This is a genomic window from Streptomyces sp. Tek67B01, assembly GCF_055231995.1.
The window spans coordinates 2,950,098-2,974,088 of the sequence record NZ_JBUYUY010000001.1; the positions used below are offsets into that span (position 1 = coordinate 2,950,098).

19 protein-coding genes are annotated in these 23,991 nt (G+C 73.0%); 8 read left to right on the plus strand and 11 right to left on the minus strand.

Features of this window, described 5'->3' with window-relative positions; all coding sequences use genetic code 11:
* Positions 1-93 precede the first annotated feature (93 nt).
* A complete protein-coding gene (locus ACV7NM_RS13100; RefSeq protein ID WP_463410465.1) occupies positions 94-993 on the plus strand; it encodes a LysR family transcriptional regulator in 900 nt (299 codons plus the stop codon).
* Positions 994-1,067: 74 nt separating this feature from the next.
* On the opposite strand, the gene ACV7NM_RS13105 is transcribed toward ACV7NM_RS13100, so the two are convergent.
* A complete protein-coding gene (locus tag ACV7NM_RS13105) occupies positions 1,068-1,520 on the minus strand; it encodes a DUF3017 domain-containing protein (protein WP_463410466.1) in 453 nt (150 codons plus the stop codon).
* Positions 1,510-2,370, minus strand: coding sequence for a bifunctional methylenetetrahydrofolate dehydrogenase/methenyltetrahydrofolate cyclohydrolase (locus ACV7NM_RS13110; protein ID WP_463410467.1), 861 nt, complete (start codon positions 2,368-2,370; stop codon positions 1,510-1,512). The genes ACV7NM_RS13105 and ACV7NM_RS13110 overlap by 11 nt, the downstream gene beginning before the upstream one ends.
* Positions 2,371-2,620: 250 nt before the next feature.
* On the opposite strand from ACV7NM_RS13110, the gene ACV7NM_RS13115 reads away from it, so the two are divergent.
* The gene (locus ACV7NM_RS13115; RefSeq protein WP_463410468.1) at positions 2,621-3,358 is read left to right on the plus strand and encodes an RDD family protein; all 738 of its coding nucleotides are present in this window, start codon (positions 2,621-2,623) and stop codon (positions 3,356-3,358) included.
* Positions 3,359-3,436: 78 nt separating this feature from the next.
* Here the strand turns inward: ACV7NM_RS13115 and purH are convergent, their stop codons facing one another.
* Positions 3,437-5,032 carry a bifunctional phosphoribosylaminoimidazolecarboxamide formyltransferase/IMP cyclohydrolase gene (gene purH / locus ACV7NM_RS13120; RefSeq protein WP_463410469.1) on the minus strand — a complete coding sequence of 532 codons (1,596 nt, stop codon included), beginning with the start codon at positions 5,030-5,032 and terminating at the stop codon, positions 3,437-3,439.
* Positions 5,029-5,652 carry a phosphoribosylglycinamide formyltransferase gene (gene purN / locus ACV7NM_RS13125; protein ID WP_463410470.1) on the minus strand — a complete coding sequence of 208 codons (624 nt, stop codon included), beginning with the start codon at positions 5,650-5,652 and terminating at the stop codon, positions 5,029-5,031. The genes purH and purN overlap by 4 nt, the downstream gene beginning before the upstream one ends.
* Positions 5,653-5,945: 293 nt before the next feature.
* Between purN and ACV7NM_RS13130 the strand changes: the two genes are divergently transcribed.
* Positions 5,946-6,491 carry a hypothetical protein gene (locus ACV7NM_RS13130; protein WP_463410471.1) on the plus strand — a complete coding sequence of 182 codons (546 nt, stop codon included), beginning with the start codon at positions 5,946-5,948 and terminating at the stop codon, positions 6,489-6,491.
* A gap of 116 nt (positions 6,492-6,607) precedes the next feature.
* On the opposite strand, the gene ACV7NM_RS13135 is transcribed toward ACV7NM_RS13130, so the two are convergent.
* Positions 6,608-8,416: a cell division protein PerM gene (locus ACV7NM_RS13135; protein WP_463410472.1), complete on the minus strand. Its 1,809-nt coding sequence runs from the start codon at positions 8,414-8,416 to the stop codon at positions 6,608-6,610.
* Between the two features lie 119 nt (positions 8,417-8,535).
* Here ACV7NM_RS13135 and ACV7NM_RS13140 point away from each other — a divergent pair, with 119 nt between their 5' ends.
* Positions 8,536-10,077 carry a helix-turn-helix domain-containing protein gene (locus ACV7NM_RS13140; protein ID WP_463410473.1) on the plus strand — a complete coding sequence of 514 codons (1,542 nt, stop codon included), beginning with the start codon at positions 8,536-8,538 and terminating at the stop codon, positions 10,075-10,077.
* 75 nt (positions 10,078-10,152) lie between these two features.
* Here ACV7NM_RS13140 and sucD read toward each other — a convergent pair whose 3' ends face one another.
* The 5 genes from sucD to ACV7NM_RS13165 all read right to left on the minus strand — a co-directional run bounded on the left by sucD (position 10,153) and on the right by ACV7NM_RS13165 (position 17,225).
* Entirely contained in the window at positions 10,153-11,043 is an 891-nt protein-coding gene (sucD, locus tag ACV7NM_RS13145) for a succinate--CoA ligase subunit alpha (RefSeq protein WP_215147771.1), read from the minus strand.
* A gap of 21 nt (positions 11,044-11,064) precedes the next feature.
* Positions 11,065-12,243, minus strand: coding sequence for an ADP-forming succinate--CoA ligase subunit beta (sucC, locus tag ACV7NM_RS13150; RefSeq protein WP_361312320.1), 1,179 nt, complete (start codon positions 12,241-12,243; stop codon positions 11,065-11,067).
* 276 nt (positions 12,244-12,519) lie between these two features.
* Positions 12,520-13,686 carry a VWA domain-containing protein gene (locus ACV7NM_RS13155; RefSeq protein WP_463410474.1) on the minus strand — a complete coding sequence of 389 codons (1,167 nt, stop codon included), beginning with the start codon at positions 13,684-13,686 and terminating at the stop codon, positions 12,520-12,522.
* A 108-nt stretch (positions 13,687-13,794) separates the two neighbouring features.
* Positions 13,795-16,095, minus strand: coding sequence for a DUF5682 family protein (locus ACV7NM_RS13160; protein WP_463410475.1), 2,301 nt, complete (start codon positions 16,093-16,095; stop codon positions 13,795-13,797).
* Positions 16,092-17,225, minus strand: coding sequence for an ATP-binding protein (locus ACV7NM_RS13165; protein ID WP_463410476.1), 1,134 nt, complete (start codon positions 17,223-17,225; stop codon positions 16,092-16,094). The genes ACV7NM_RS13160 and ACV7NM_RS13165 overlap by 4 nt, the downstream gene beginning before the upstream one ends.
* A 134-nt stretch (positions 17,226-17,359) precedes the next feature.
* Here ACV7NM_RS13165 and ACV7NM_RS13170 point away from each other — a divergent pair, with 134 nt between their 5' ends.
* Positions 17,360-18,697 (plus strand): SWIM zinc finger family protein, encoded by a 1,338-nt coding sequence (locus ACV7NM_RS13170; RefSeq protein ID WP_463410477.1) that lies wholly within the window; start codon positions 17,360-17,362, stop codon positions 18,695-18,697.
* A gap of 299 nt (positions 18,698-18,996) precedes the next feature.
* Positions 18,997-20,646, plus strand: coding sequence for a DUF5691 domain-containing protein (locus ACV7NM_RS13175; protein ID WP_463410478.1), 1,650 nt, complete (start codon positions 18,997-18,999; stop codon positions 20,644-20,646).
* Positions 20,647-20,698: 52 nt separating this feature from the next.
* Here the strand turns inward: ACV7NM_RS13175 and ACV7NM_RS13180 are convergent, their stop codons facing one another.
* The gene (locus tag ACV7NM_RS13180) at positions 20,699-21,103 is read right to left on the minus strand and encodes a cobalamin B12-binding domain-containing protein (RefSeq protein WP_463410479.1); all 405 of its coding nucleotides are present in this window, start codon (positions 21,101-21,103) and stop codon (positions 20,699-20,701) included.
* A 242-nt stretch (positions 21,104-21,345) separates the two neighbouring features.
* Here ACV7NM_RS13180 and ACV7NM_RS13185 point away from each other — a divergent pair, with 242 nt between their 5' ends.
* Entirely contained in the window at positions 21,346-22,173 is an 828-nt protein-coding gene (locus tag ACV7NM_RS13185; protein WP_463410480.1) for an esterase/lipase family protein, read from the plus strand.
* Between the two features lie 88 nt (positions 22,174-22,261).
* Positions 22,262-23,986, plus strand: coding sequence for a M23 family metallopeptidase (locus ACV7NM_RS13190; protein ID WP_463410481.1), 1,725 nt, complete (start codon positions 22,262-22,264; stop codon positions 23,984-23,986).
* Positions 23,987-23,991 lie beyond the last annotated feature (5 nt).

The following is a 23,991-nucleotide window of genomic DNA, read 5'->3' on the forward strand; positions in this document are numbered from 1 at the left end:
CCCACGAGCATCACCCGCAGGCGACCGTGAAGTCCAGCTACCTTTCCTTCATCGAAGATGAAGCAGAACTACCAAGTGGTCTACGCTGGCCGCATGCTGGACGTGAAACGCATGGTGATGCTCCGCGACCTGGCCGAGCACGGAAAGGTGACGGTGGTCGCCGACCTGCACCGGGTGACCCCGTCCGCCGTCTCGCAACAGTTGCGCGCGCTGGAGGCCGAGGCGGGCGCCGTCCTCGTCGAGCGGGAGGGCCGGGGCCTGCGCCTGACCCCCGCCGGTGCCGCGCTGGCCGGGGCCTGCGAACCGGTGCTGGCCGCCCTGGAGCGGGCGGAGGGAGCGGTGAGGGCACTGGACGCCGGGCCCGTCGGCGAGGTGCGGATCGGCTGCGCCCCGAGCGCGCTGGCCACGGTGGCGGCCCCGTTGCTGGCGGCCCTCACCCTGCGCCACCCCCTGCTGCGCCCCCGCATCGTGCAGGCCGATCCGGAGGAAGCCGTCCCGCGGCTGCGGCAGCGGCGCCTGGACCTGGCGGTGGTCTACGCGTACCCGCTGCTCGGCGCCCCGCCCGCGAGCGGGACCAGCGCCGTCCCGCTCTTCGAGGACCCGCTGTGCCTGGCGCTGCCCGAAGCGCTGCTCCCGGCCTACGAGCGGGACGGCCTGGGGGCCCTGCGGGAGGCGGACTGGGTCAGCGCGCCCGCACCGAGCAGCTGCCGCGAGATGCTGCTGCACGCCTGCCGAAACGCCGGCTTCACCCCGCGGCTCGCGCACGAGTGCGGGGACCTGCGCGCCGGGCTGTGGCTGGTGGCCACCGGCCGGGCCGTCTCGATGCTGCCGAAGCTGATGTGCGACGCCCCGCCGCCCGGCACGGTCGTGGTGGACCTGCCGGGCCCGGGGCGGACGCTGGAGGCGCTGGTACGGGCGGGTACCGAAGCCCAGCCGGCGGTCGCGGCGGTGCTGGCCGCCCTGAGCGCGCGGGCCGCGCCGGGGGCGCGGTGAGCCGGGCACGGTGAGCCCGGCGGAGCTGAGCCGGGCGGATCGTGAGCCGGCGCGGTGAGCCGGGCGGACGGGGCTCACCGGACGGTGAAGCGGACCGCCGTCTCCAGGAACGGGATGTGCACCCAGGGCCCGGGTTCCATCACCAGCGCCAGCAGCGTGATGGCCACACCCAGGATTCCGTACGTCACGAGGTCCGTGAACCGCGAGCGGACGGCGAGCATCCCCACCGAGGGCAGTACGCGCCGCATCACGGCGGCGGCGATCAGCGCGACGCCGATGATCAGGCAACCCACCCGGGCCTGACCCATGGCCGTCGTCAGCAACCCGGCCGCGGTGGCGGCGAGGACGCTGAGCATGGGCCACTGCCGGGCGGGCGCGGGCGCGTCCCCGGGGGCGGCCCTGCCGCCCCCCTCGGGGCGGGCGGTGTCCCGGGTGACGGACGGGAACCGGCGTGACTTGGGTGCCTCCGGGGTCCCCTCGTCCCCGGAGGCCGGGCCGGCCGGGCCGGTGGTGCGCTCAGCCCGCACTGGTGGTCCGTTCCGCCGCCTCGACGACGTTGACGAGCAGTTGGGCACGGGTCATCGGGCCCACACCGCCGGGGTTCGGGGACAGCCAGCCCGCCACCGCCGCGACGCCCGGGTGCACGTCGCCGACGATCTTCCCGCTCTCGTCACGGCTGACGCCGACGTCGAGGACGGCCGCGCCCGGCTTCACGTCCTCCGGCTTGACCAGGTGCGGGACGCCGGCCGCCGCGACGATGACGTCCGCCTGCCGCAGCAGCCGCGACAGGTCGCGGGTACCGGTGTGGCACAGGGTCACGGTGGCGTTCTCCGACTTGCGGGTCAGGAGCAGGCCGATGGAGCGCCCGACGGTGACGCCGCGGCCCACGACGACGACGTGCGCGCCGTTGATCTCCACCCCGTGGTGCCGCAGCAGCGCCACGATCCCGTACGGGGTGCAGGGCAGCGGGCCGGGCTCGTTCAGCACCAGCCGCCCGAGGGACATCGGGTGCAATCCGTCGGCGTCCTTGAGCGGATCCATCAGCTCCAGGACGCGGTTGGTGTCGATGCCCTTGGGGAGGGGCAGTTGCACGATGTAGCCCGTGCACTCGGGGTTCTCGTTCAGTTCCCGGACGACCGCCTCGATGTCCTCCTGAGAGGCGGTGGCGGGGAGTTCGCGCTGGATGGAGGCGATGCCGACCTCCGCGCAGTCCTTGTGCTTGCCGTTGACGTACCAGCGGCTGCCCGGATCGTCACCGACCAGCAGGGTGCCGAGTCCGGGGGTGACTCCCCCGGCCTTCAGCGCCGCCACGCGGGCGGTCAGTGCGGACTTGATCGCGGCTGCGGTGGCCTTGCCATCGAGAATCTGGGCGGTCATGCACCCATCCTCCCGGATGGAGCCGCCCCGGTTCCACTCCGGGCGGCACGGGAAGTGCCTTGGTCATTTCATTGCACTTGCACAACAAGTCCCGGCCCGTCTGCGAACCGGCTGGACAATCGCCCCGCGCCGGGACGACGATGACGGGCAATGAGTGCCGCGGGCAGTGCCGGGGGGTGGACCGCAGAACGCAGTGTTTCCTCCGATAGTGCCGTGCGTCCCCGCACTTCCACGGAGGAACAACCCCAAGATGAGTTTCGGCGACCCGAACAACCCGTACGGACAGCAGCAGCCGCCGCAGGGCCAGCCCAACTACGGCTACCCGCAGCAGGCCCCTCAGGGCGTGCCCCCGCAGGGCCAGCCCGGCTACGGTTACCCGCAGCAACCCGGGCAGCCGCCGTACGGTGCGATGCCCCCGGCCCCCGGCACGCTCCAGGCGAACAACGGCTACATCAACGTGGCGGGACTCGGCACCGTCGAGGTCGCCACGATGGGCCGCCGCTTCGGCGCCCGTTTGATCGACGGCCTGGTCATCGGTGTCCTGTACTCGATCCTCAGCGCGATCGGCGTCGCGAGCGCCTTCGGTGCGTCGACGAGCATCAAGGACTGCACCGGCATGGACTACGCGTCGTCCGCGTACCAGAGCTGCGTCAACGACCAGGCCGAGGCCGCCGGCGGCATGATCGCCACCTTCTTCGGCGTCATCCTCGTCTTCTTCGTCGCCACCCTGCTCTACGAATGGCTGATGATCGCGTTCGTGGGCGCGACGGTCGGCAAGCTGGCCCTGGGCCTGAAGGTCGTCAAGGAGAACACGGGCCAGGTCCCGGGCATCGGCGGCGGCTTCATCCGCTGGATCATCCCGATGGTCGGTGCGTTCCTCTGCGGCATCGGTCAGGTCCTGGTCTACCTCTCCCCCTTCTTCGACAACTCCGGCAAGTTGCAGGGCTGGCACGACCGTGCCGCCGGCACGATCGTCGTGAAGAAGTAAGCAGCGGTACCGCTCACAAGACGGCGAAGGCCGCGCTCCCCGGACGGGGGGCGCGGCCTTCGCCGTGTGCGGGGTGCGTCAGTGGAAGAAGTGGCGGGTGCCGGTGAAGTACATGGTCACGCCCGCCGCCTTCGCGGCCTCGATGACCTGCTCGTCACGGACCGAACCACCCGGCTGCACGACGGCCTTGACGCCGGCCGCCGTCAGGATCTCCAGCCCGTCCGGGAACGGGAAGAAGGCGTCGGAGGCCGCGTACGAGCCCTGCGCGCGCTCCGCGCCGGCCCGCTCGACCGCGAGCTTCGCGGAGTCGACGCGGTTGACCTGGCCCATGCCGACACCGACCGATGCGCCGTCCTTGGCGAGCAGGATCGCGTTGGACTTGACGGCCCGGCAGGCCTTCCAGGCGAAGGCGAGCTCGGCGAGTTCGGCGGCGGAGAGGGCGTCGCCGGTGGCCAGCGTCCAGTTCGCGGGGTCATCGCCCTCGGCCTGGAACGCATCCGACTGCTGGAGCAGCACGCCGCCCGAGATCGGCTTCAGGTCGCCCGGCTGGTGCGGGGTGCCGTCGACCTTCAGGACGCGGATGTTCTTCTTCCTGGCGAGGATCTCGATCGCGCCGTCCTCGTAGCCGGGGGCGGCGATGACCTCGGTGAAGATATCCGCGACCTGCTCGGCGAGCTCGACGGTCACCGGGCGGTTGACGGCGATGACGCCGCCGAACGCGGAGAGCGGGTCACAGGCGTGCGCCTTGCGGTGCGCGGCGGCGATGTCCGTGTCCACGGCGATCCCGCACGGGTTGGCGTGCTTGATGATCGCGACGCAGGGCTCTTCGTGGTCGTAGGCGGCGCGACGGGCCGCCTCGGTGTCCACGTAGTTGTTGAAGGACATCTCCTTGCCGTGCAGCTGCTCGGCGTTGGCGAGCCCGCCGGGCTGCCCGTCCGTGTAGAGGGCGGCGGCCTGGTGGGGGTTCTCGCCGTAGCGGAGGGTCGACTTGCGCTCCCAGGCGCCGGCCAGGAACTCGGGCAGGACGGCCTCGGGCTCGGGGGCGTAGGTGTTTGTGAACCAGGAGGCGACGGCCACGTCGTAGGCGGCCGTGTGCTGGAAGGCCTCGGCCGCGAGCCGCTTGCGGGCGGTCAGGTCGAAGCCACCTCCCTGGGCGGCGGAGAGGACGTCGGCGTACCGCTCGGGGCTGGTGACGACGGCGACCGAGGGGTGGTTCTTGGCGGCGGCGCGGACCATCGAGGGGCCGCCGATGTCGATCTGCTCGACGCACTCGTCGGGGGTGGCTCCGGACTGGACGGTCGCCAGGAAGGGGTAGAGGTTGACGACCACCAGGTCGAAGGGCTCGACGCCCAGCTCGGCCAGCTGCCGCCGGTGGTCCTCCAGGCGCAGGTCGGCGAGGATGCCGGCGTGCACGCGCGGGTGCAGGGTCTTGACCCGGCCGTCCAGGCACTCGGGGAAGCCGGTCAGCTCCTCGACCTTGGTGACGGGCACACCGGCCGCGGCGATCTTGGAGGCGGTGGAGCCGGTGGAGACGAGGGCGACGCCCGCCTCGTGCAGGCCGCGGGCCAGCTCTTCCAGTCCCGTCTTGTCGTAGACGCTGATGAGCGCACGACGGATCGGCCGCTGGGTCGTGGTCGGGTCGTTGCTGCTGTCTGCGGTCTCTACGGCGGTCACTGGATTGTTACCTTTCGTCCCTCAATGCGGTAGCCGTGCCGGGCCAGGCGCCCCACGACGTCGACGAGCAACGTGCGCTCGACTTCCTTGATGCGCTCATGGAGAGCGGCTTCGTCTTCCTCGTCCCGGATCTCGACGACACCCTGGGCGATGATGGGCCCGGTGTCCACGCCGCCGTCCACGAAATGGACGGTGCAGCCGGTGACCTTGGCCCCGTAGGCGAGGGCGTCGCGGACGCCGTGCGCGCCCGGGAAGGCGGGCAGCAGCGCGGGGTGGGTGTTGATGAACCGGCCGCCGAAGCGGCCGAGGAACTCCGGGCCGACGATCTTCATGAATCCGGCGGACACCACCAGGTCCGGCTCGTGGGCGGCGGTGGCCTCGGTGAGTGCGACGTCCCACTCCGCGCGGGTGTCGTACGCCTTGACCGGGCACACGAAGGTGGGGATACCGGCCTTCTCCGCGCGCTCCAGGCCGACGATGCCGGCGCGGTCGGCGCCGACCGCGACGACCCGGGCGCCGAAGCCCTCGGGGCCCTCGGGGTGGGAGTCGATGGCGTCGAGCAGGGCCTGGAGGTTGGTGCCGGAACCGGAGACCAGCACGACCAGGCGAGAGGCGGCCATGGAAGGCCCTTTCTTGGGGGGCATCGCTTGCACTTCTTGCGCTGTGACACTTGTACGGTCATACGAAACTCAGGGTCCCCGATATACGGGGAACCATACGAAGCGGTGGACCGCCTGCAACGATACCGGCACACGGGACCGCCCCCGAGGTACGGGGGGACGGCCTGGGGGTAGCGTGCGGCGTGGAAGCCGCGAACCGCGTGACGCGACGTGTTCCACACCGGAACCACGCGATGCCACGTCCACGACACCTCTACGACACAGTCCACGACACAGGGGAAGTAACGCACTCGATGCCGGACCGCCGTCAGCCCGACTCCTCGACCGACGACAACCCCTTCGCGGCGCCCCCCGAGGGCAGGCCCGACCAGCCGTGGCAGCCGCGCGGCGGTGACGGCGCGGGCGGCCCCGGCGGCGGCCGGGACGGCCGGGACCCGACCCCCGAGGGCCCGGCCCGCTGGGACCCGACGGACCCGATCCAGCGCCGCGCCCGGTACGCGCTGCTCGCGGGCATGTGGGGGTTCTTCTTCGGCATCTTCGGGATTCCGTCGGTGGGCCTGCTGCTGGGCGCGCTCGCTCTTTACTGGGGCGTCAGCGCCCTCCGCGGCGGCGTCGAGGCCCTCGGCCCGGCGGCTCGCCCGCAGCGCACGGCGGCGGTCAGCGGCCTGGTGACGGCGACGCTGGCCCTGATGCTGGCGGCCGGCTCGTACGCGGTGCAGTTGACGTACAAGGACTTCTACGTCTGTCGCGACGACGCCCTGACGAAGACGGCCGAACTCGAGTGCAACACCCTCCTCCCGGACAACTTCCTCGGCAAGGTCCTCAAGGTGCAGCGCTGACCCGCCCGCCCTGGCGGTACGCCCCCCGGCGGTGGCCGGGGGAGTTCGAGGCGCGCGGGGGTTGAGGTGCGGGTGTACGGAGGGCCGGCCCCGGCGCCGGCCCGCCGCACGTTCCGTCAGGCGGTCGGCCGCCGCGACAGCACGCGCGCCCCGGACACCCCGGGCACCAGCTCCGCCGCCACGACCGGCACGGCCGGCACGACCGCTGCGGGCTCCGACGGCGCGTCAGGGCTCGCAATGACGACCGGCCCCGTGACCACCGCTCGCGACGCCCCGTCAGCGACCGAACCCGGCTCGACCACGCCCCGCTCGACCACGCCCCGCTCGACCACGCCCCGCTCGACCACGCCCCGCTCGACCACGCCCCGCTCGACCGCACCCCGCTCGACCGCACCTGACTCGGCGGCACCTGACTTGGCGGCACCTGACTCTGCGACACCCCGCTCGACGGCACCCGCTTCAGCCACCCGGCGCTCGGCCGCGACCGGCTCGACCGCACCCGACTCCGCTTCAGGCGACTCGGCCGCACCCGCGGCCCCCGCCGGCGAAGCCACCATGGGGACCGCCGCCTCCTTCAACACCGCCCACCGCAGCTCCCGTACGCCCGAGTCGTGCCACTCGTCCGCCACATGCACCGCCCTCGCCCCCCTCACCGGCCGGACCCGCCACGCGTGCACCGCCACGGCCACCGGTACCGCCAGCACCACCGCCCACACCACCGCCGCGCCCCCCACCTGCCACCACACCGGCCCGAACCGCACCAGTTCCCGCGACCCCAGCGGCCCCGCCGACACCGCGGCGAGCCCCGCCATCAGCACCCCGCACACCACCGCCCCCAGCGCCGCGGTCCACGCCGTCTCCCCGTACGAGACCTCCCGCGCCCGCCGCACCGCGAACCACCCCACCGCCAGCCCCGCCACCATCGGCACGGCCAGCGTCGCCCACGTCAGCGGCGTCCCCGGCCCCACCCCGGGCAGCGCCTCCAGCAGCGGGAACCTCGGCAGCGCCGCATGCGATCCGACGGAGCCGAGCGGCGTCGCCGTCGCCCCCGCGCCCAGCGCGAAGCCCGGCCCCAGGCCGTACGCCGCGCCCCACACCATCGCGTTCGGGACCAACGTCACCGCCAACAGCAGCACCGCGAACCTCCCCGACCACACCCCGGTCAGCCCCAGGAACGATCCCCGCACCTCCGCCCCGTGCCACACCAGCGACGCCCCGACCAGCAGCACACCGCCTCCCAGCAGCACCAGGGCTCCCGCCGCGCCCGAGCGCAGCGCCAGCTCATAACGGGGGCGCGCGATGGCCCTCCGTACGCCCCCCGCCAGCCGCGCCGGCACCCATCCGGGGAACTCCCCGAGCGGCCTTCCCCGCGCCGCCCACACCCCGGCCGCCGCGGCCAGTACGGCGACCAGCGGCACGTGCCACGCCGCGCTCAGCGGGTCGGCCGGCATCGGGCCGCCCGACGCGTACACCGTCGCCAGCGCCCCGACGCCGAGGTACCCGCAGGTCACCGCCGAGAACACGACACCGGCCGGCAACACCTCGTCGTCCCCTTGGCCGTCGCCCGGGGTGTTCCCCAGCCGCGCGGCCCGCCGCATCAGCAACACCGGCAGCGCCACCAGGAGCAGCGGTGTCACCCCGACGGGCGAGGGCACTCCCGACAGCGTCTCGTAGCGCACGAGTTCGGTCCCGTGGGCGAGCAGCCACAGCCCGGCCGCGAGGTGCAGCGCGCCGCCTGGGCCGCTGTCGGGATAGGGGGAGCTGATCCACAGCACGATCACGAGCACGGCCAGGAAGCCGAGCCCCAGTCCCGCGGCCACCGCCCCGCCGAACACACACGCGGCGGCCGCCGGCGAGCGGCGGCGCCGCAGGGCGGCAGGCGGGACGGTCGGCAACGAGGTACCGCGTTCGGTCACTTGGGTCACCCCGCCATGGTGCCAACGACACGCGCTATGGGCGGGTAACAGGCGAATGTCCGTGGTGTCGCCCAATATACGTTTATGTACTTTTTCGCGCAGAGCTACCGGGTCGCGGGGAGAGTGGCATGACACAAGGCGTCGGAACGACCTCCTCCCCGGGCGAGGCCGACCTCCCCTCCCCCCAGGAACGCCGAAGGCTGCGCGAGTCCGCCGAACTGACGCACGGTGAGGTGGCGGCAGCCGTGGGGGTCAGTCCTGCCACGGTCCGTTCGTGGGAGTCGGGCCGGACGCAGCCGCGCGGCCGCAAACGCAAGGCGTACGCCCGGTTCATCACCCGTCTCGCGGCGTCCGGCCCCGCCGACGGGGCCGAAGGCGAAGCCGAGGCGTCCGAGGGCGCGAAGACCGCCGCTCCCGCCGCCGTTCGGGTCTCTCCGGCGCCCGCACGGCCGATCAGCTCGCGCAAACGGCCCAAGGCGGCGGCGAAGCGGGCCGCGAAGCCCCCTGCCGACTCCTCGCGCCACGAGAGCAGGCCCCCCGGCGGGACCGGCGGGACCGGCGGGGACCACGCCCCGCCTCCCCCGACACACGGGCCCGACCCTCAGCCGCGACCCGAGCACCGGACCGACCCCGCACCCAGCGCCGACGCAGGCGCAGGCACAGGCGCCGGTACCGACACAGGCGCAGGCGCAGGCGCGCCGACCGTAGCGGCCGACACGCCGACCGCCGAAGCCGACGCACCCCCCGCGGACCCACCCGCCGCGGACCCACCCGCCGCCGAAGCCCCGGCCGAGGTGGAGGCCACGGCCGAGGTGGAGGCCAGGGCCGAGGTCGAAGCCCCGGTCGACCCGGGTCCTTTGACTCCCGCTCGCGCCTTCGACGCCCTGCACGCCTATGCCGCCCCGGCCCTCGTCCGCCAGGCGTACCTCCTCACCGGTCGCCGCTCCCTCGCGCTGGAGGCCGTCGACAAGGCGTTCCTCCAGGCCTGGGCGCGCTGGCCCGAGGTCGCGACCGACCCGGACCCGGTGGGGTGGGTGCGCGCGGTCGCGTACGAGTACGCCCTCTCTCCCTGGCACCGGTTCCGCAGGGCCTTCCGCCACCCCGACAAGCCCCCGGCCGAACCCGCCGACCGGATCACGATGGACGCGCTGCTCGCGCTGCCCACCGCGTACCGCCGTGCCGTCCTGCTCTACGACGGGGTCGGCCTCGACCTGCCCGACACGGCCGCGGAGATCGAGGCGTCGACTCCCACGGCGGGGCTGCGCCTCCTGAACGCGCACGCCGAGCTCACCGCCCGGCTTCCCGATCTGGACGGCCTGCCGCCCGCCCAGCGCTCGGCCCGGCTGCGCGAACGCATGGGCTCGGTCCGTCCGGCCGTCTGCCTCGACCCCCGTCCGGCAGCGGCCGTACGCACCTCCTGTGAGCGCCGTTCCCGGGCGCTGAGCCGGGCCGCGCTCGGGCTGACGGCGGTGATCGCGGTGGCGACGGCGTACACGGCGACCACGTCCCCGAACCAGTACATCGCCCCGATCGCCCCGGGTTCGAGCGTCTCGGGGGTGCCTCCGCTCAGCGGACCCCAGCGGTTCACCGAGCAGAGCAAGGAGCTCCACGACCGGCTCCACTCCCATCCGGCGGCCGGCCCGGCCCGCCTCGCCCCGAAGGTCGAGTAGCGGCGGCGGGCAAGGAAAACGGGCGTGGCCCGCACCCCGGAGGGTGCGGGCCACGCCCGTACGTACGGTGACTGCCTACTGGGCGGCGTTCAGGATCTCGCGCGCCAGCTTGGCCGTCTCGGTCGGCGTCTTGCCGACCTTCACGCCCGCGGCCTCAAGGGCCTCCTTCTTGGCCTGTGCGGTGCCAGAAGAACCGGAGACGATGGCGCCGGCGTGACCCATGGTCTTGCCCTCGGGGGCGGTGAAGCCCGCGACGTAGCCGACGACCGGCTTGGTGACGTTCTTCGCGATGAAGTCCGCCGCACGCTCCTCGGCGTCGCCGCCGATCTCGCCGATCATGACGATCAGGTCGGTGTCGGGGTCCGCCTCGAACGCCTCCAGGGCGTCGATGTGCGTGGTGCCGATGACCGGGTCGCCACCGATGCCGACGGCGGAGGAGAAGCCGATGTCACGGAGCTCGTACATCATCTGGTAGGTCAGCGTGCCCGACTTGGAGACGAGACCGATGCGGCCGGGCTTGGTGATGTCGCCCGGGATGATGCCGGCGTTGGACTGGCCGGGGGTGATCAGACCCGGGCAGTTCGGGCCGATGATCCGGGTCTTGTTGCCCTTGGCGATCGCGTACGCCCAGAAGGCGGCGGAGTCGTGCACCGCGATGCCCTCGGTGATGACGACGGCCAGCGGGATCTCGGCGTCGATGGCCTCGACGACGGCGGCCTTGGCAAAGGCCGGCGGGACGAAGAGGACGGAGACGTTGGCGCCCGTCTTCTCCATCGCCTCGGCGACCGACCCGAAGACCGGGACCTCGGTGCCGTCGAAGTCGACGGTGGTGCCGGCCTTGCGCGGGTTCACGCCGCCGACGATGTTGGTGCCGTCAGCCAGCATCAGCTTGGTGTGCTTCATGCCCGTGGCACCGGTCATGCCCTGGACGATGACCTTGCTGTCCTTGTTGAGGAAGATAGCCATGTGAGTCTTTGACCTCTGCCCTTACTTCGCAGCCGCGAGCTCGGCGGCCTTGTCGGCCGCGCCGTCCATGGTGTCCACGCGCTGCACCAGCGGGTGGTTGGCGTCCGAGAGGATCTTGCGACCCAGCTCGGCGTTGTTGCCGTCGAGACGGACGACGAGCGGCTTGGTGACCGCCTCGCCCTTCTCCTCCAGCAGGGCCAGCGCCTGGACGATGCCGTTGGCGACCTCGTCGCAGGCGGTGATGCCACCGAAGACGTTGACGAAGACGGACTTGACGTCCGGGTCGCCGAGGATGATCTCGAGACCGTTGGCCATGACGGCGGCGGAGGCGCCACCGCCGATGTCCAGGAAGTTGGCGGGCTTGACGCCGCCGTGGTTCTCGCCGGCATAGGCGACGACGTCGAGGGTGCTCATGACGAGACCCGCGCCGTTGCCGATGATGCCGACCTCACCGTCGAGCTTGACGTAGTTGAGGTTCTTCGCCTTGGCGGCGGCCTCCAGCGGGTTCGCGGCCGCGTGGTCCACGAACTCCTCGTGGCCCGGCTGGCGGAACTCGGCGTTCTCGTCGAGCGAGACCTTGCCGTCCAGCGCGATGACGTCGCCGTTGGCGACCTTCGCGAGCGGGTTGACCTCGACGAGGAGCGCGTCCTCGGCGATGAAGGTCTGCCACAGGGTCACGAGGACCTCGGCGACCTTCTCGGCGACCTCGGAGGGGAACTTCGCCTGGGCGACGATCTCGCGGGCCTTCTCGATGGTCACGCCCTCGTTGGCGTTGACCGGGACCTTCGCGAGGGCCTCGGGGGTCTTCTCCGCGACCTCCTCGATGTCCATGCCGCCCTGCACCGAGGCCATGGCCAGGAAGGTGCGGTTGGTGCGGTCGAGGAGGTACGAGACGTAGTACTCCTCAAGGATCTCGGGAGCCGTCTCGGCGATCATCACCTTGTGGACCGTGTGGCCCTTGATGTCCATGCCGAGGATGTCCGTCGCCCGGGCGACGGCCTCGTCCGGGGTGGCGGCGAGCTTGACGCCGCCGGCCTTGCCTCGGCCACCGACCTTCACCTGCGCCTTGACGACCGACTTGCCGCCCAGCCGCTCGGTGGCCTCGCGAGCCGCCTCAGGCGTGTCGATCACTTCACCGGCCAGCACCGGTACACCGTGCTTGGCGAAGAGGTCCCTCGCCTGGTACTCGAACAGGTCCACGCGCGTCCGTCCCTTGTCTTCAAAGATTCGCAGTGATTCGCGGTTGTCTGCTATCTGCGTGGGCGTGCCGCGGAGGGCAACGTGACGGCGCTGTCACAAGGAAGGCGCACACGGTGACCGTGGACGCGGCATGTCCGTCTCGCAGGTTATCCCCGTGGGACGTGCGTCCCTAAATCGCAGGTCACACCTGAGCGGTGATACCTGTCACAGATCGCCTCACGGTTGAGCTGCGCGTTCGTACGATCCGCCGAGTGCCGGTCGGGGGCGCCGGGGCGCTCACGGCACGGGCAGCGGCCGCTTCTCCAGCGCCGCGGCCATGACGTCCGGGAAGAGGTCCGGGGTGCAGGCGAAGGCGGGCGCGCCGAGCGCGGCGAGGGCCGCCGCGTGCTCGCGGTCGTATGCGGGGGCGCCTTCGTCGGACAGGGCCAGCAGCGCCACGAACTCCACTCCGGCGCCCTTCATCGCGGCGACCCGCTTGAGCATCCCGTCGCGTATGCCGCCCTCGTAGAGATCACTGATCAGGACCACGACGGTGTCGGCCGGTCGGGTGATCTTGGACTGGCAGTAGGCGAGGGCCCGGTTGATGTCGGTGCCGCCGCCGAGTTGGGTGCCGAAGAGCACGTCGACGGGGTCGTCGAGCTGGTCGGTGAGGTCCACCACCGCCGTGTCGAACACCACCAGCCGGGTGGCGATCGCGCGCATCGAGGCGAGGACCGCGCCGAAGACGGAGGCGTAGACGACGGAGGCCGCCATGGAACCCGACTGGTCGATGCAGAGGATGACCTCCTTCTTCACCGACTGCGCCGCCCGGCCGTATCCAATCAGCCGCTCGGGCACGACGGTGCGGTACTCGGGAAGGTAGTTCTTGAGGTTGGCGCGGATGGTGCGGTCCCAGTCGATGTCCCGGTGGCGGGGGCGGCTCACGCGGGCGGAGCGGTCGAGGGCTCCGGTGAGGGTGGCGCGGGTTCGGGTGGCGAGGCGCCTCTCCAACTGTTCGACGACCTTGGCCACCACGGCGCGGGCGGTCTCGCGGGTCGTCTCCGGCATGGCCTTGTTGAGGGAGAGCAGGGTGCCGACGAGGTGGACGTCCGGTTCCACGGCCTCCAGCATCTCCGGCTCCAGCAGCAGGGCGGACAGGCCGAGCCGCTCGATGGCGTCGCGCTGCATGACCTGCACCACGGAGCTGGGGAAGTACGTCCTGATGTCGCCGAGCCAGCGGGCCACCTGCGGCGCGGACCCGCCGAGCCCGGCCGAGCGCTCCCCCGCTTTCTTGCGCGCACCGCCGCCGCTGCGGCCGTAGAGCGCCGTGAGCGCGGCGTCCATCTCCGCGTCCCGCCCGGAGAGCGCGTGTCCGGTGCCCTCGCCGTCTCCTCCGCCGAGCACCATCCGCCACCGCCGCAGCCGCTCCCCCGCGTCCGTCGGCCGCCCCGTGCTGATCTCCATCTCCACCTGTCCGTCCCCCTCGTCCCGTGTCCCGTTGTCGCGCTGTCCCGCTGTCCCCGCCCCATCGGCTCTCGCCGGTGGCGCCCTCCCGTCCGGCGGCGCCGGGCGTCAGCCGGCCCCCACAGCCGCCCCGGTCGCCTCCGCCGCCCGGGCGAGCAGCATGCGGACCAGGTCCGCGGCCGCGTCCGCTCGGACGGGGTCCAGCTCCGGGCCGAAGCCCTCGGGCGCCGAGCCGGGTCCGGTCGGGCGCGCCCGACCGGACGGTCCCCGCCGGACCAGTTCACCCAGGGCCCGCTTCACACCCGGCTCGTACGCCCCGAATGTCCGCCGCAGCAGGGGCAGTACGTCGACGAAGGCGTTCGCCGGCACCGACACCAGCCAGGTGTCGATCAGGCCCAGCAGCCGCTCGTCGTGGACGAGCAGGGTGCCGCCGCCCGCGCTGCCGCCGGCGAAGCCCTCGATCCAGCCGGCCGCGTCGGCGGGGGTGGCCGCCGGGGACAGCGCGAGCCCCATCAGCCGGGCGGTCTCCTCGGGCGGGAGGCGGCCGTCGTCCAGCAGCAGGCGGGCGGCCCGGCCCCGGATCAGCCCGGCCACGGTGTCCCGGCCGGCCAGCGTCCGCAGCACCGCCGACCAGCGCTCGCGCAGCCCCTCGTCGACGTCGGCCAACAGGGCGATCGCCCCGTGGACGGCGTCGACGTGCCCGCGCAGCTCCGCCGCGGCGTCGGCGTCCAGCCCGGCCGCGCAGGCCGACGGCAGCGCCACACATATCCGCTCCGCCAGCCCGGCGGCGACGGTGCCGAGCGCCTCGGCGTCGGTGCCGCGTACGTCCCCGTACCGCAGCGAGCGGGCCAGCGCCGGCAGCGCTTCGGCGAGGCGCGCCACATCGGTGTCCAGCGCGGCGCGGTCGGCGAGGGCGCGCAGCACGGCGGGCAACGCCTCCGACAGCCCGGCGAGCAGGCACCGTTCGGCGAGGGCGGTGACCTCGCCCAGTTCCCCCGCGCCCGCCGCGAGGGCCTCGGCGCGGGCGGCGGCCGCCCCCAGGACGGTGGTGCCCCAGATCCCGGCCTCCGCGACCCGCACGGACAGCTCGGGCTCCCAGCGCAGCCGCCAGGTCTCGCGGAAGGTGCCGGTGCTGCCGCGGGAGGCGGTGGGTATCCCCCAGTCGACGCCGAGCAGCCGCAGCCGGTGCAGGAGCAGGGACTTGGCAGCGTCGGTGTCCTTGCGCAGGTCCAGCTCCAGCTCGCGTTCCTGCGCCTCGGCCTTCAGGCGCAGGGACCGCTGTCTGCGGGTGAGGTCCCGCTGGAGCGGTACGACGGGCGCCGCGTCGGGGACTTCGCCCAGCACGTCCCCGACCACCAGACGGTCCTGGATGAGGGCGAGCGGTATGTCGGAGCCGTCGCACATGACCGCCCGGACCGCTTCCAGGGTTTCGGTGAGCCCGGCAACCGGCCGCCCCCGCACGGCGGCTAGGGTCTGCGCCAGCCGGACGGCCTCGATGACGTGGGCGGAGGAGACCTGCCGGTCCTCGTCCCGGAGCAGGCCCGCGACCTTCGTCAGCCAGCGCTCGACGGGCCGGTCGCGGGCGGTGAAGAGGTGCGCGTACCAGCCGGGCGAGGTGATGCCGGCGCCGTAGCCCCCGGCGCGGGCGAGCCGGCGGTGCGTCCAGGGCACCCAGGTGGTCTCCACCTTGATCCTGGGCAGTCCGCCGAGCAGCGCCTTGTCGGCGGTGGCCGTGGCCGGGGCGCGCAGGGCCGGGACGTGCCAGGCCCCGCAGACCACCGCGTAGTCGTCGCCGAACTCCCGGCGCGCGGCCCGCATGCGCTGTCGCATGTTCGCCTCGCGCACCAGGTCTCGGTGGCTGCCGCAGCCGTACTCCTCGCGCAGCGCCCCCATCGCTTCGCCGAGTGCCTCGAACACGGCCAGGGGGGCTTCCCGTACGGCGTCCCGGTGCTCGACGGCGTCTTCCCACCAGCGCTCGGGTTCGTCGTACCCGGCGCTCTCGGCCAGCACGGCGAGCGGGTCGATCCGGACGGAGTCGGCCTGCGCGTCCCCGTCCCGCGCCTCCTCGTCCCGCGTCGCGGCCAGCGAGTGCGCGGCGGGGAGGTCGATGAACCGGACGGGTACGCCCCGGGCCTGGGCCCAGCGGATGGCGACCCATTCCGGGGAGAAACCGGCCAGCGGCCAGAAGGCGGCCCGGCCCGGATCGTCGGCCGCGTGGGCGAGCAGGGCGACGGGCGGCCGCATCTGCGGGTCGGCGGCGAGCGGCAGCAGCGCGTCGCCTTCCGGCGGCCCTTCTATGAGCACCGCCGACGGCCCGGCTTCGTCCAACGCGGCCCGCACGGCGCGGGCGGAGCCCGGTCCGTGGTGCCGGACCCCCAGCAGGAGGGGGCCCTGGTCCCGGGGGTTCATACCGTCACCTCCCGGCAGGCGCGGTAGAAGTCCTTCCAGCCCTCCCGCTCGCGGACGACGGCTTCGAGGTACTCCTGCCAGACCACCCGGTCGGCTGCCGGGTCGCGGACGACGGCGCCGAGGATGCCGGCTGCCACGTCGGAGGGGCGCAGGACGCCGTCCCCGAAGTGGGCGGCCAATGCCAGGCCGCCGGTGACCACGGAGATGGCCTCGGCGGTGGACAGCGTGCCGCTGGGCGACTTGACCTTGGTGCGGCCGTCGACGGTGACACCGTCGCGCAGCTCGCGGAAGACGGTGACGACGCGGCGGATCTCCTCCAGGCCCTCGGGCGCGGCCGGCAGGTCGAGGGCGCGGCCCATCTGGTCGACCCGGCGGGCGACGATGTCCACCTCGGCGTCGGCGGTGGCGGGCAGCGGCAACACCACGGTGTTGAAGCGGCGGCGCAGCGCGCTGGACAGCTCGTTGACCCCGCGGTCACGGTCGTTGGCGGTGGCGATGAGGTTGAAGCCGCGCACGGCCTGCACCTCCTGCCCGAGCTCCGGTATGGGGAGCGTCTTCTCGGACAGGATGGTGATGAGGGAATCCTGGACGTCGGCGGGGATGCGGGTGAGTTCCTCGACGCGGGCTGTCATGCCGTCGGCCATGGCGCGCATGACGGGGCTGGGGACGAGGGCTTCGCGGCTCGGGCCGTGGGCCAGGAGGCGGGCGTAGTTCCAGCCGTAGCGGATGGCCTCCTCGGGGGTGCCGGCGGTGCCTTGGACCAGGAGGGTGGAGTCCCCGCTGACCGCGGCGGCGAGGTGTTCGGACACCCAGGTCTTGGCGGTGCCGGGGACTCCGAGCAGGAGTAGGGCGCGGTCGGTGGCCAGGGTGGTGACGGCGACTTCGACGATGCGGCGCGGTCCGACGTACTTGGGTGTGATCACCGTGCCTCCCCCAGACTTCGTCCGGGAGGTGCCCCCAGGGAGCGTGCCGCCGAGCAGGTAGGTGGCGACGGCCCACGGGGAGAGCTTCCAGCGGGTGGGACGGGGCCGGTCGTCGGCGGCCGCCAAGGCTTTCAGTTCGTGCGCGAAGGCGTCTTCGGCATGCGGTCGCAGTGCCTCTGCGCGGTGTTCGGTCCCGATCGTGCTCATGGTCCCCCTCCAATGCTCGGCAGCCGCTTCCGACTGCTGACACCACGGTGCACCACCCCACTGACAACACCCCTCGTTCACAACGTTGTTGCAGGTCAGAGCGATTGTCAGTGGGGGTCTCTACGGTGGGACACATGACTGAGCAGGGGGTCCGCTGGACAGCGGAACAGGTGCTGGCTCTGGCTCCTGACGAGGCGTCGCGCAAGGCGGGCGGCAAGCTGGGTGGGGCGGGTCCGTGGTCGCAGACCGGAGGTTCCGCTTCCGGTGCGGTGTGGGGCTCGTGCAAGGGCAGCGGCAGGACGCCGTACCGGACGGTCGTGGACCTGACGGGCCCGGCGTACAAGTGCTCTTGTCCGAGCCGGAAGTTCCCGTGCAAGCACGCGCTGGGGCTGCTGTTGCTCTGGGCGGCGGAAGGAGTGGGTGATCCGGCGCAGGCGCCGGAGTGGGCCGGCGAGTGGCTGGCGGAGCGGGCGGCGAAGGCGGTCCGGCCGGTGGTCGCGAAGCCGGTGGACGAGGAGGCGGCCAGGAAGCGGGCCGAGCGACGGGCGGCCCGGATCGGGGCGGGGGTCGGCGAGCTGGAGCAGCGGCTGGCGGATCTACTCCGGGGCGGACTGGCCGGCCAGGAGCAGGCGGGGTACGCGGCATGGGAGGAGACGGCGGCCCGTATGGTCGACGCCCAGGCTCCGGGACTGGCCGCCCGCGTGCGGGAGTTGGGGACAATACCCGGTTGCGGCCCCGGCTGGCCCGCCCGGATGCTTGAGGAGTTCGCGCTGCTGCACCTGCTCGACCGGGCCTGGCTGGGGGTGTCCGGGCTGCCGGGGCAGATGGCCGCGACGGTACGGACCCGGGTGGGACTTCCTCCTTCGGCGGAGGGCGAAGCCGTACGGGACCGCTGGCTCGTGCTGGCCCAGTACGACTCGGTGTCCCCGGACGGCCGGCTCACCACCCGCCGGATATGGCTGCGCGGGCTGGCGAGCGGGCGGCCGGCCCTCGTGCTGGACTTCGGACCGCCCGGGCGGCCTCCGGGACTGGCGCTGCCGGTCGGACTGGTACTGGAGGCGGAAGCCCACTTCCGGCCCGGTTCGGCGGGGCTGCGGGCGGACCTCGGAGAACGGGGTGCGGCAGCGGTGCCGGGCGGTCGGGCACCGGTCGGGGTAGGTCCGCAGGCGGCTCTGGAGGCGTACGGGGCCGCGCTGCGGGAGGACCCCTGGCTGGAGTCGTGGCCGGTGGTGCTGGGCCCGGTGGTGCCGATACCGGGTGAATCGGGTTGGCGGTTGGCGGACCCGGAGGGGACGGCGGCGCTTCCGGTACCGCTCGCGGGGCCGGGGAGCAGATCCCGATCGGGTTTGTGGCAGCTCGCCGCGCTCTCGGGCGGGGGTCCGGTGACGGTGTTCGGGGAGGTCGGCCACCGGGGGTTCACGCCCCTGACGGCCTGGCAGCCGGATTCGGCGGAACCGGTGGCCCTGGTCTGACGGCCGGGGCCGGTGGCCCGCGGTCCGCGGCCAGCTGTCCGCGGTCTGCGGTCTGCGGTCTGCGGTCTGCGGTCTGCGGGGAAGGCAAGGGGCGATCGACGCGGGGGAGCGTCGGCGCCGGGGAGGGACCGGCGGCGCGGGGGCGCCGTCGTGCGGGACCGAGAAAGCCGGGGGGCTTTGATGAACGACAACCACGCCAGCTGACAGGCGTTTTGAGCCGACATTTCACCATACTGCTCCGGTCCCGTGGAGGGGGCGGGACCGGAGCACCGCACGGCACACCACGAGGGAGGGGTCCGATGAAGACGGCTGGGACGGCGCACGCCGCACACACGGCGCAGGCGGGAGACGCGGCGGAGCGGAAGGCGTACGCCGACTGGGACGAACTGGTGGCCACGGCGCTGCTCGGCACCGAGCGGCGCCGGGGCGGCTCGCCGGAGGCGTTGCTGGACGAGGCGGCCGTACAGACCCTGCGGCGCCGGGCCGGTCTGCGGCCGGCGCCGGTGCGGGCCGGGGAGTGCCCGGAGTCGGCACCGCGCGATCCGCGTCCGGAGCCCCCGGAAGCGGCCCGGCGGCGCCTCGCGCAACTCCTGGCGGGCCGAGCGGGCACGGGTGGGTCGGGCGGGCGGCGGGGGGCCGCGCCGGATCTGACGGAGCTGCTGCCGCAATGGCTGGCCGCGGCCGTCCGGCACGGGTACCGCGCTCCGGCGGCGCTGGTCCCGGCGCTGCTGGACGCGGCCAAGGCCCGCACCGATCTGCGACCGCTCGCGCTGGCCTTGGCCGGGAGCCGGGGCTTGTGGCTGGCCCGGCTGAACCCGGACTGGCGGTTCGCGCTGCGCGGTGGGGCCGGCGGCAGCCTGGAGCTGCCCGACCCGGAGGACCGCGAAGGGGTGGAACGGCTTTGGGAGGAGGGCCTGTTCGCCGAGCGGGTGGCACTCCTGGACGCCGTACGGGCCCACGACCCGGCCGCCGCGACCCGGCTGCTCGAAACGACCTGGAGCACCGAACGGGCCGAGGACCGGCTGATGTTCCTGGACTCGCTGAGGGTGGGGCTCTCGGATCAGGACGAGCCGTTCCTGGAGGCGGCCCTGGGCGACCGCAGCCGCAACGTCCGGGCGACGGCCGCCGAGCTGCTGTCGGCCCTGACGGGTTCGGCGTTGGCGGGGCGGATGGCGGAGCGGGCGCTGGCCTGCGTCGGCCCGGAGGGGATCGCTCCCCCGGCGGAGTGCGACGCGGGGATGCTGCGGGACGGCGTGGTCAAGCGGCCGCCCGCAGGGCGCGGTGAGCGCGCCTGGTGGCTGGGCCAGCTGGTGGAGGCGGCTCCGCTGTCCTGTTGGCGGGAGCGGTTCGGGGGACTCGATCCCGCGGGGATCGTGGCGCGGCCGGTGGGTGACGGCTGGGCGGAGGAACTGCATGCCGCGTGGTGCCGGGCGGCGGTGCGCCAGCGTGACGCGCGGTGGTCGAAGGCGCTGCTCGGCTCTGCCTCCGCTCCGCCGGCGGCCGGTCCGGGCACGGCGTCCCTCGCGGAACGGGCGAAGCTGCTGTCGGTCCTGCCGGACGGGGAGCGGGCGCGGTGGGTGGCGGAGTTCGTACGGGCGCACGGGCTGTCGGAGGCGTTCCAGCTCCTCGGGGTGTGCGTGGTGCCCTGGGCGGGAGTGCTGGGCCGGGCGGTGGTGGACGCGCTGGACGCGGCCCGGGAGGCCGGCGGCTACCCGTGGAGCTTCAGCGGGGTGATGGGCCTGGCGGAACGCTGCCTGGACCCGGCGGACGCCTCACGGCTGCAAGCCCTGACCAGAGCCCCGGCGGACCCCGCGGAGCCGGCGAACCCGGCGGACCCCGTCGAGCCCGCCGCGGGGGCGGCGGCGTACTGGGAGGAGGCCTTCCAACGTCTGGCCTCCACCCTCCACCTCCGCGCCGCCATGCTCGCGGAGCTCATACCACCCGTCTGAGCGGCCCGCCACCGGGCCGGGGGGCCCTTGGCCGGCCGGGCGGCCGCCGGGGTCAGGGGCGGCGGATGTTCGCGTTGACCCAGTCCACGATGGCCGTGGTCGTGGCGCCCGGGGTGAAGATCTCCGCCACGCCCTTCTCCTTGAGCGGGGCGATGTCGTCCTCAGGGATGATTCCCCCGCCGAAGACCTTGATGTCCTCCGCGTCCCGTTCCTTCAAGAGTTCCAGCACCCGCACGAACAGCGTGTTGTGGGCGCCCGACAGGATCGAGAGGCCGATCGCGTCCGCGTCCTCCTGGATCGCGGTGTCCACGATCTGCTCGGGGGTCTGGTGCAGCCCCGTGTAGATGACCTCCATGCCCGCGTCCCGCAGCGCACGCGCGATCACCTTGGCCCCGCGGTCGTGGCCGTCGAGACCCGGCTTGGCCACCACCACACGGATCGGACCGGTCACACCCATCGCACTGCCTCCCGAGTGAACGAACGTTAAGTACAGCATCGCGCACCAGCCCGTTTCGCGGTCAAGCAGGAGGGGGAAATCACACGTGGGAGCGTGGAGCCATCGCCAATGGTTCACCGCCCCCACCAGTGATTCACGGGGAGCGACACCGAGTCGTCCCGCCACCGTGCCGCCAGCCGCACGGCACGGAGGCGGGGCACGTCGGCAATACGGCCGCATTCCCAAGAGGCCCGGAGGCCGCCATGGGGCTGTCGATCACGCCGATATCCACACCCTTACCGCCCTCCGTCTCACAGTCGGCGGCGGCCCTTCGGGCAGCCGTCCTGGAGGCGGTGGTGCTGACTGGGCACCTGTTCCTGTACCCCACCGGGGTTCTCGCCGAACGGCTCGCCGCCGATCCGGCCGCCGGGGTGACGGGACAGCGCCCCCCGGTGTTGCTGCTGCACGGCTTCACCGACAACCGTTCCGTGTTCGTCCTCCTGCGCCGCGCGCTCGCCGCGGAGGGTACGCGGCGGGTGGAGACGTACAACTACTCGCCCTTCACCCGCGACCTGCGCGCCACCGCCGGGCACCTGGCCCGCCGCGTCGAGGAGCTGTGCGAGCGCACCGGTCAGGAGCGGATCGACCTCGTCGGGCACAGCCTCGGCGGTCTGGTCGCCCGGTACTACATCCAGCGACTCGGCGGTGACGCACGCGTGCGCACGCTCGTGACGCTCGGCACCCCGCACGCCGGCACCAGCGTGGCGCCCTTCATGGACGCCCACCCGCTGGTCCGCCAGATGCGGCCGGGCTCCGAGGTGATGAGGGAGTTGGACGGACCCGCACCGGGCTGCCGCACCCGCTGCGTGGCCTTCTGGAGCGAATTCGACGCGCTGATGACGCCGCCGGGCACGGCCCGCCTCGACCACCCCGACCTGATCGCCGAGAACGTGCTGGTCACCGGCATCGGTCATCTGGCGCTCCCTGTCCACCCCACCGTGATCGGCGCGATCCGGCGCACCCTGGACGGACCGCTCGCACGGCCGTCGTCGCCCGCCGAGGAAACCGAAGTGCGCCGTATCGCCCTGTGAGGTAGGGGCAACACCGGACGACCGACAGTCGAACGAATATCGAACTCAAGGCCAAGGCTCGGTGTGTACGGGACCGAAAGACAGCCGAATGCCCGGTTCCCCCGAGGTCGAAACCCGCCGAAGATTGTCGTCTCCAGTAACCGCCGGGTACAGTCGCGCCACTGCTCTCCTCCGGGGAACCTTCGATTCCCCGGCCACCCAGGCCCCCACTGCCGAGGCGAAAGAGAAGTTGGTGAACGACCGCCCCTCGTCGGGCCAGTACCCCGAAAACGGGTACGACGGCCTCTCCACCACCACTTTCGCTGGTGACCAAGCCTACGTTTCCTATGAAACGCAGGGCCAGGGTTACAACTACGTTGATTCCGCCGGGTACAACACCTACGGCGGGTACGAGTCGACCGGCACCTACGACGCCACCGCCTGGACCGGACAGGAGAGTTACCTCTCCTCGGTCCCGCACCAGGCCGTGTCCGAGGACACCACGGGCCAGTGGGACGCGAACGCCTGGACCGACGCGAACTCCGCCGCGTTCCAGCCGACTTCCTACGGCTACGACGCGACGGGCGCCGAACAGCCCTCCGACCAGACCGCGCAGTGGAACACGTTCACCGCGTACGGACAGCAAGACACCGGCGCGTACGACGCCACCGCCTGGAACACCGGCCACGCCGACGGCGGCTACGACGCCACCCCGCACCACGACTCGGCGCACACCGGTTATGAGAGCTACGCGTACGAGGCGACCAGCGTCGTCCCGATGGTCGTGCCGCAGGACGCCCCCTCGGGCGCCGGCGATCACCACGCCGCCGACCACCACCCCGCCGACCTGCACGCCGCCGAGACCGCCGTCTTCGAGACCATCTCGGACGAGGACGGTCCGGAACCCCCGGCCACGGTGCACGCCATGGCCACCCAGACGATGCCTGTCGTGCCCGCGGAGCCGCGCGCCTCACGCCGCGCCGGCAGCAACAAGCCCGGCAGCACGTCCAACTCCAAGGCCACCAACACCAAGGCCGCCAATTCAAAGACCACCAACTCCAAGACCACCGGCGGGAAGACGACCGGCGGCAGCAGCCGGCGCCGCACCCCGGCGAAGCGTTCCGCCCTCCTGACCGTCGCCGTGCCCTCGGCCTGCGTCATGGGCGTCGCCGGAGTCGCGGCCGCCTCGGTCGGCGGGCTCGGCGGCACCGACCAGCCCGCCAAGGACACCACGACGATGGCCGCCGCCGATCCGGCCTCGGTGAAACCCGTCGCGGCGAACAACAAGCTGGACACCCAGCTCACCGCCCTGAGCGCGGACGCCGGTGACTTCGCGGACCGCGCGAGCCGCACCCAGGAACGCCTCGACCTGAAGCAGCGCCAGGAAGACGAGAAGAAGAAGCGTGCCGAGGAGGCGGCGGCCAAGGAGGCCGCCCGCCCCAAGTTCGCGCTCCCCGTCACACAGCACGGTCTCAGCGCCGGGTTCGGGCAGGCCGGCGGCATGTGGATGTCCGTGCACACCGGCATCGACTTCCCGGTCTCCTACGGCACCCCGGTCATGTCCGCCACCGACGGCACCGTCCGCACACAGTGGAACAGCGCCTACGGCAACATGGCCATAGTGACTTCCCCCGACGGCACGGAGACCTGGTACTGCCACCTCAGCAGCACCAAGATCCGCTCCGGCCAGGTCAAGGCCGGTGACGTCATCGCCTACTCCGGCAACTCCGGCAACTCCACCGGCCCGCACCTGCACTTCGAGGTACGCCCCGGAGCCGGCTCGCCCATCGACCCCCAGGCGTGGCTGCGCAATCACGGCCTCGACCCGACGTAGGCCGG

What these genes read in the sequence shown, in the direction of transcription:
- ACV7NM_RS13190 (WP_463410481.1), top strand. Translation starts at nt 22,262, where the DNA reads ATGCCCGGTTCCCCCGAGGTCGAAACCCGCCGAAGATTGTCGTCTCCA.
- ACV7NM_RS13165 (WP_463410476.1), bottom strand. Translation starts at nt 17,225, where the DNA reads ATGAGCACGATCGGGACCGAACACCGCGCAGAGGCACTGCGACCGCAT.
- ACV7NM_RS13170 (WP_463410477.1), top strand. Translation starts at nt 17,360, where the DNA reads ATGACTGAGCAGGGGGTCCGCTGGACAGCGGAACAGGTGCTGGCTCTG.
- purN (WP_463410470.1), bottom strand. Translation starts at nt 5,652, where the DNA reads ATGGCCGCCTCTCGCCTGGTCGTGCTGGTCTCCGGTTCCGGCACCAAC.
- ACV7NM_RS13180 (WP_463410479.1), bottom strand. Translation starts at nt 21,103, where the DNA reads ATGGGTGTGACCGGTCCGATCCGTGTGGTGGTGGCCAAGCCGGGTCTC.
- ACV7NM_RS13155 (WP_463410474.1), bottom strand. Translation starts at nt 13,686, where the DNA reads ATGGAGATCAGCACGGGGCGGCCGACGGACGCGGGGGAGCGGCTGCGG.
- ACV7NM_RS13115 (WP_463410468.1), top strand. Translation starts at nt 2,621, where the DNA reads ATGAGTTTCGGCGACCCGAACAACCCGTACGGACAGCAGCAGCCGCCG.
- ACV7NM_RS13140 (WP_463410473.1), top strand. Translation starts at nt 8,536, where the DNA reads ATGACACAAGGCGTCGGAACGACCTCCTCCCCGGGCGAGGCCGACCTC.
- ACV7NM_RS13130 (WP_463410471.1), top strand. Translation starts at nt 5,946, where the DNA reads ATGCCGGACCGCCGTCAGCCCGACTCCTCGACCGACGACAACCCCTTC.
- ACV7NM_RS13110 (WP_463410467.1), bottom strand. Translation starts at nt 2,370, where the DNA reads ATGACCGCCCAGATTCTCGATGGCAAGGCCACCGCAGCCGCGATCAAG.
- ACV7NM_RS13160 (WP_463410475.1), bottom strand. Translation starts at nt 16,095, where the DNA reads ATGAACCCCCGGGACCAGGGCCCCCTCCTGCTGGGGGTCCGGCACCAC.
- ACV7NM_RS13100 (WP_463410465.1), top strand. Translation starts at nt 94, where the DNA reads ATGCTGGACGTGAAACGCATGGTGATGCTCCGCGACCTGGCCGAGCAC.
- sucD (WP_215147771.1), bottom strand. Translation starts at nt 11,043, where the DNA reads ATGGCTATCTTCCTCAACAAGGACAGCAAGGTCATCGTCCAGGGCATG.
- ACV7NM_RS13185 (WP_463410480.1), top strand. Translation starts at nt 21,346, where the DNA reads ATGGGGCTGTCGATCACGCCGATATCCACACCCTTACCGCCCTCCGTC.
- ACV7NM_RS13175 (WP_463410478.1), top strand. Translation starts at nt 18,997, where the DNA reads ATGAAGACGGCTGGGACGGCGCACGCCGCACACACGGCGCAGGCGGGA.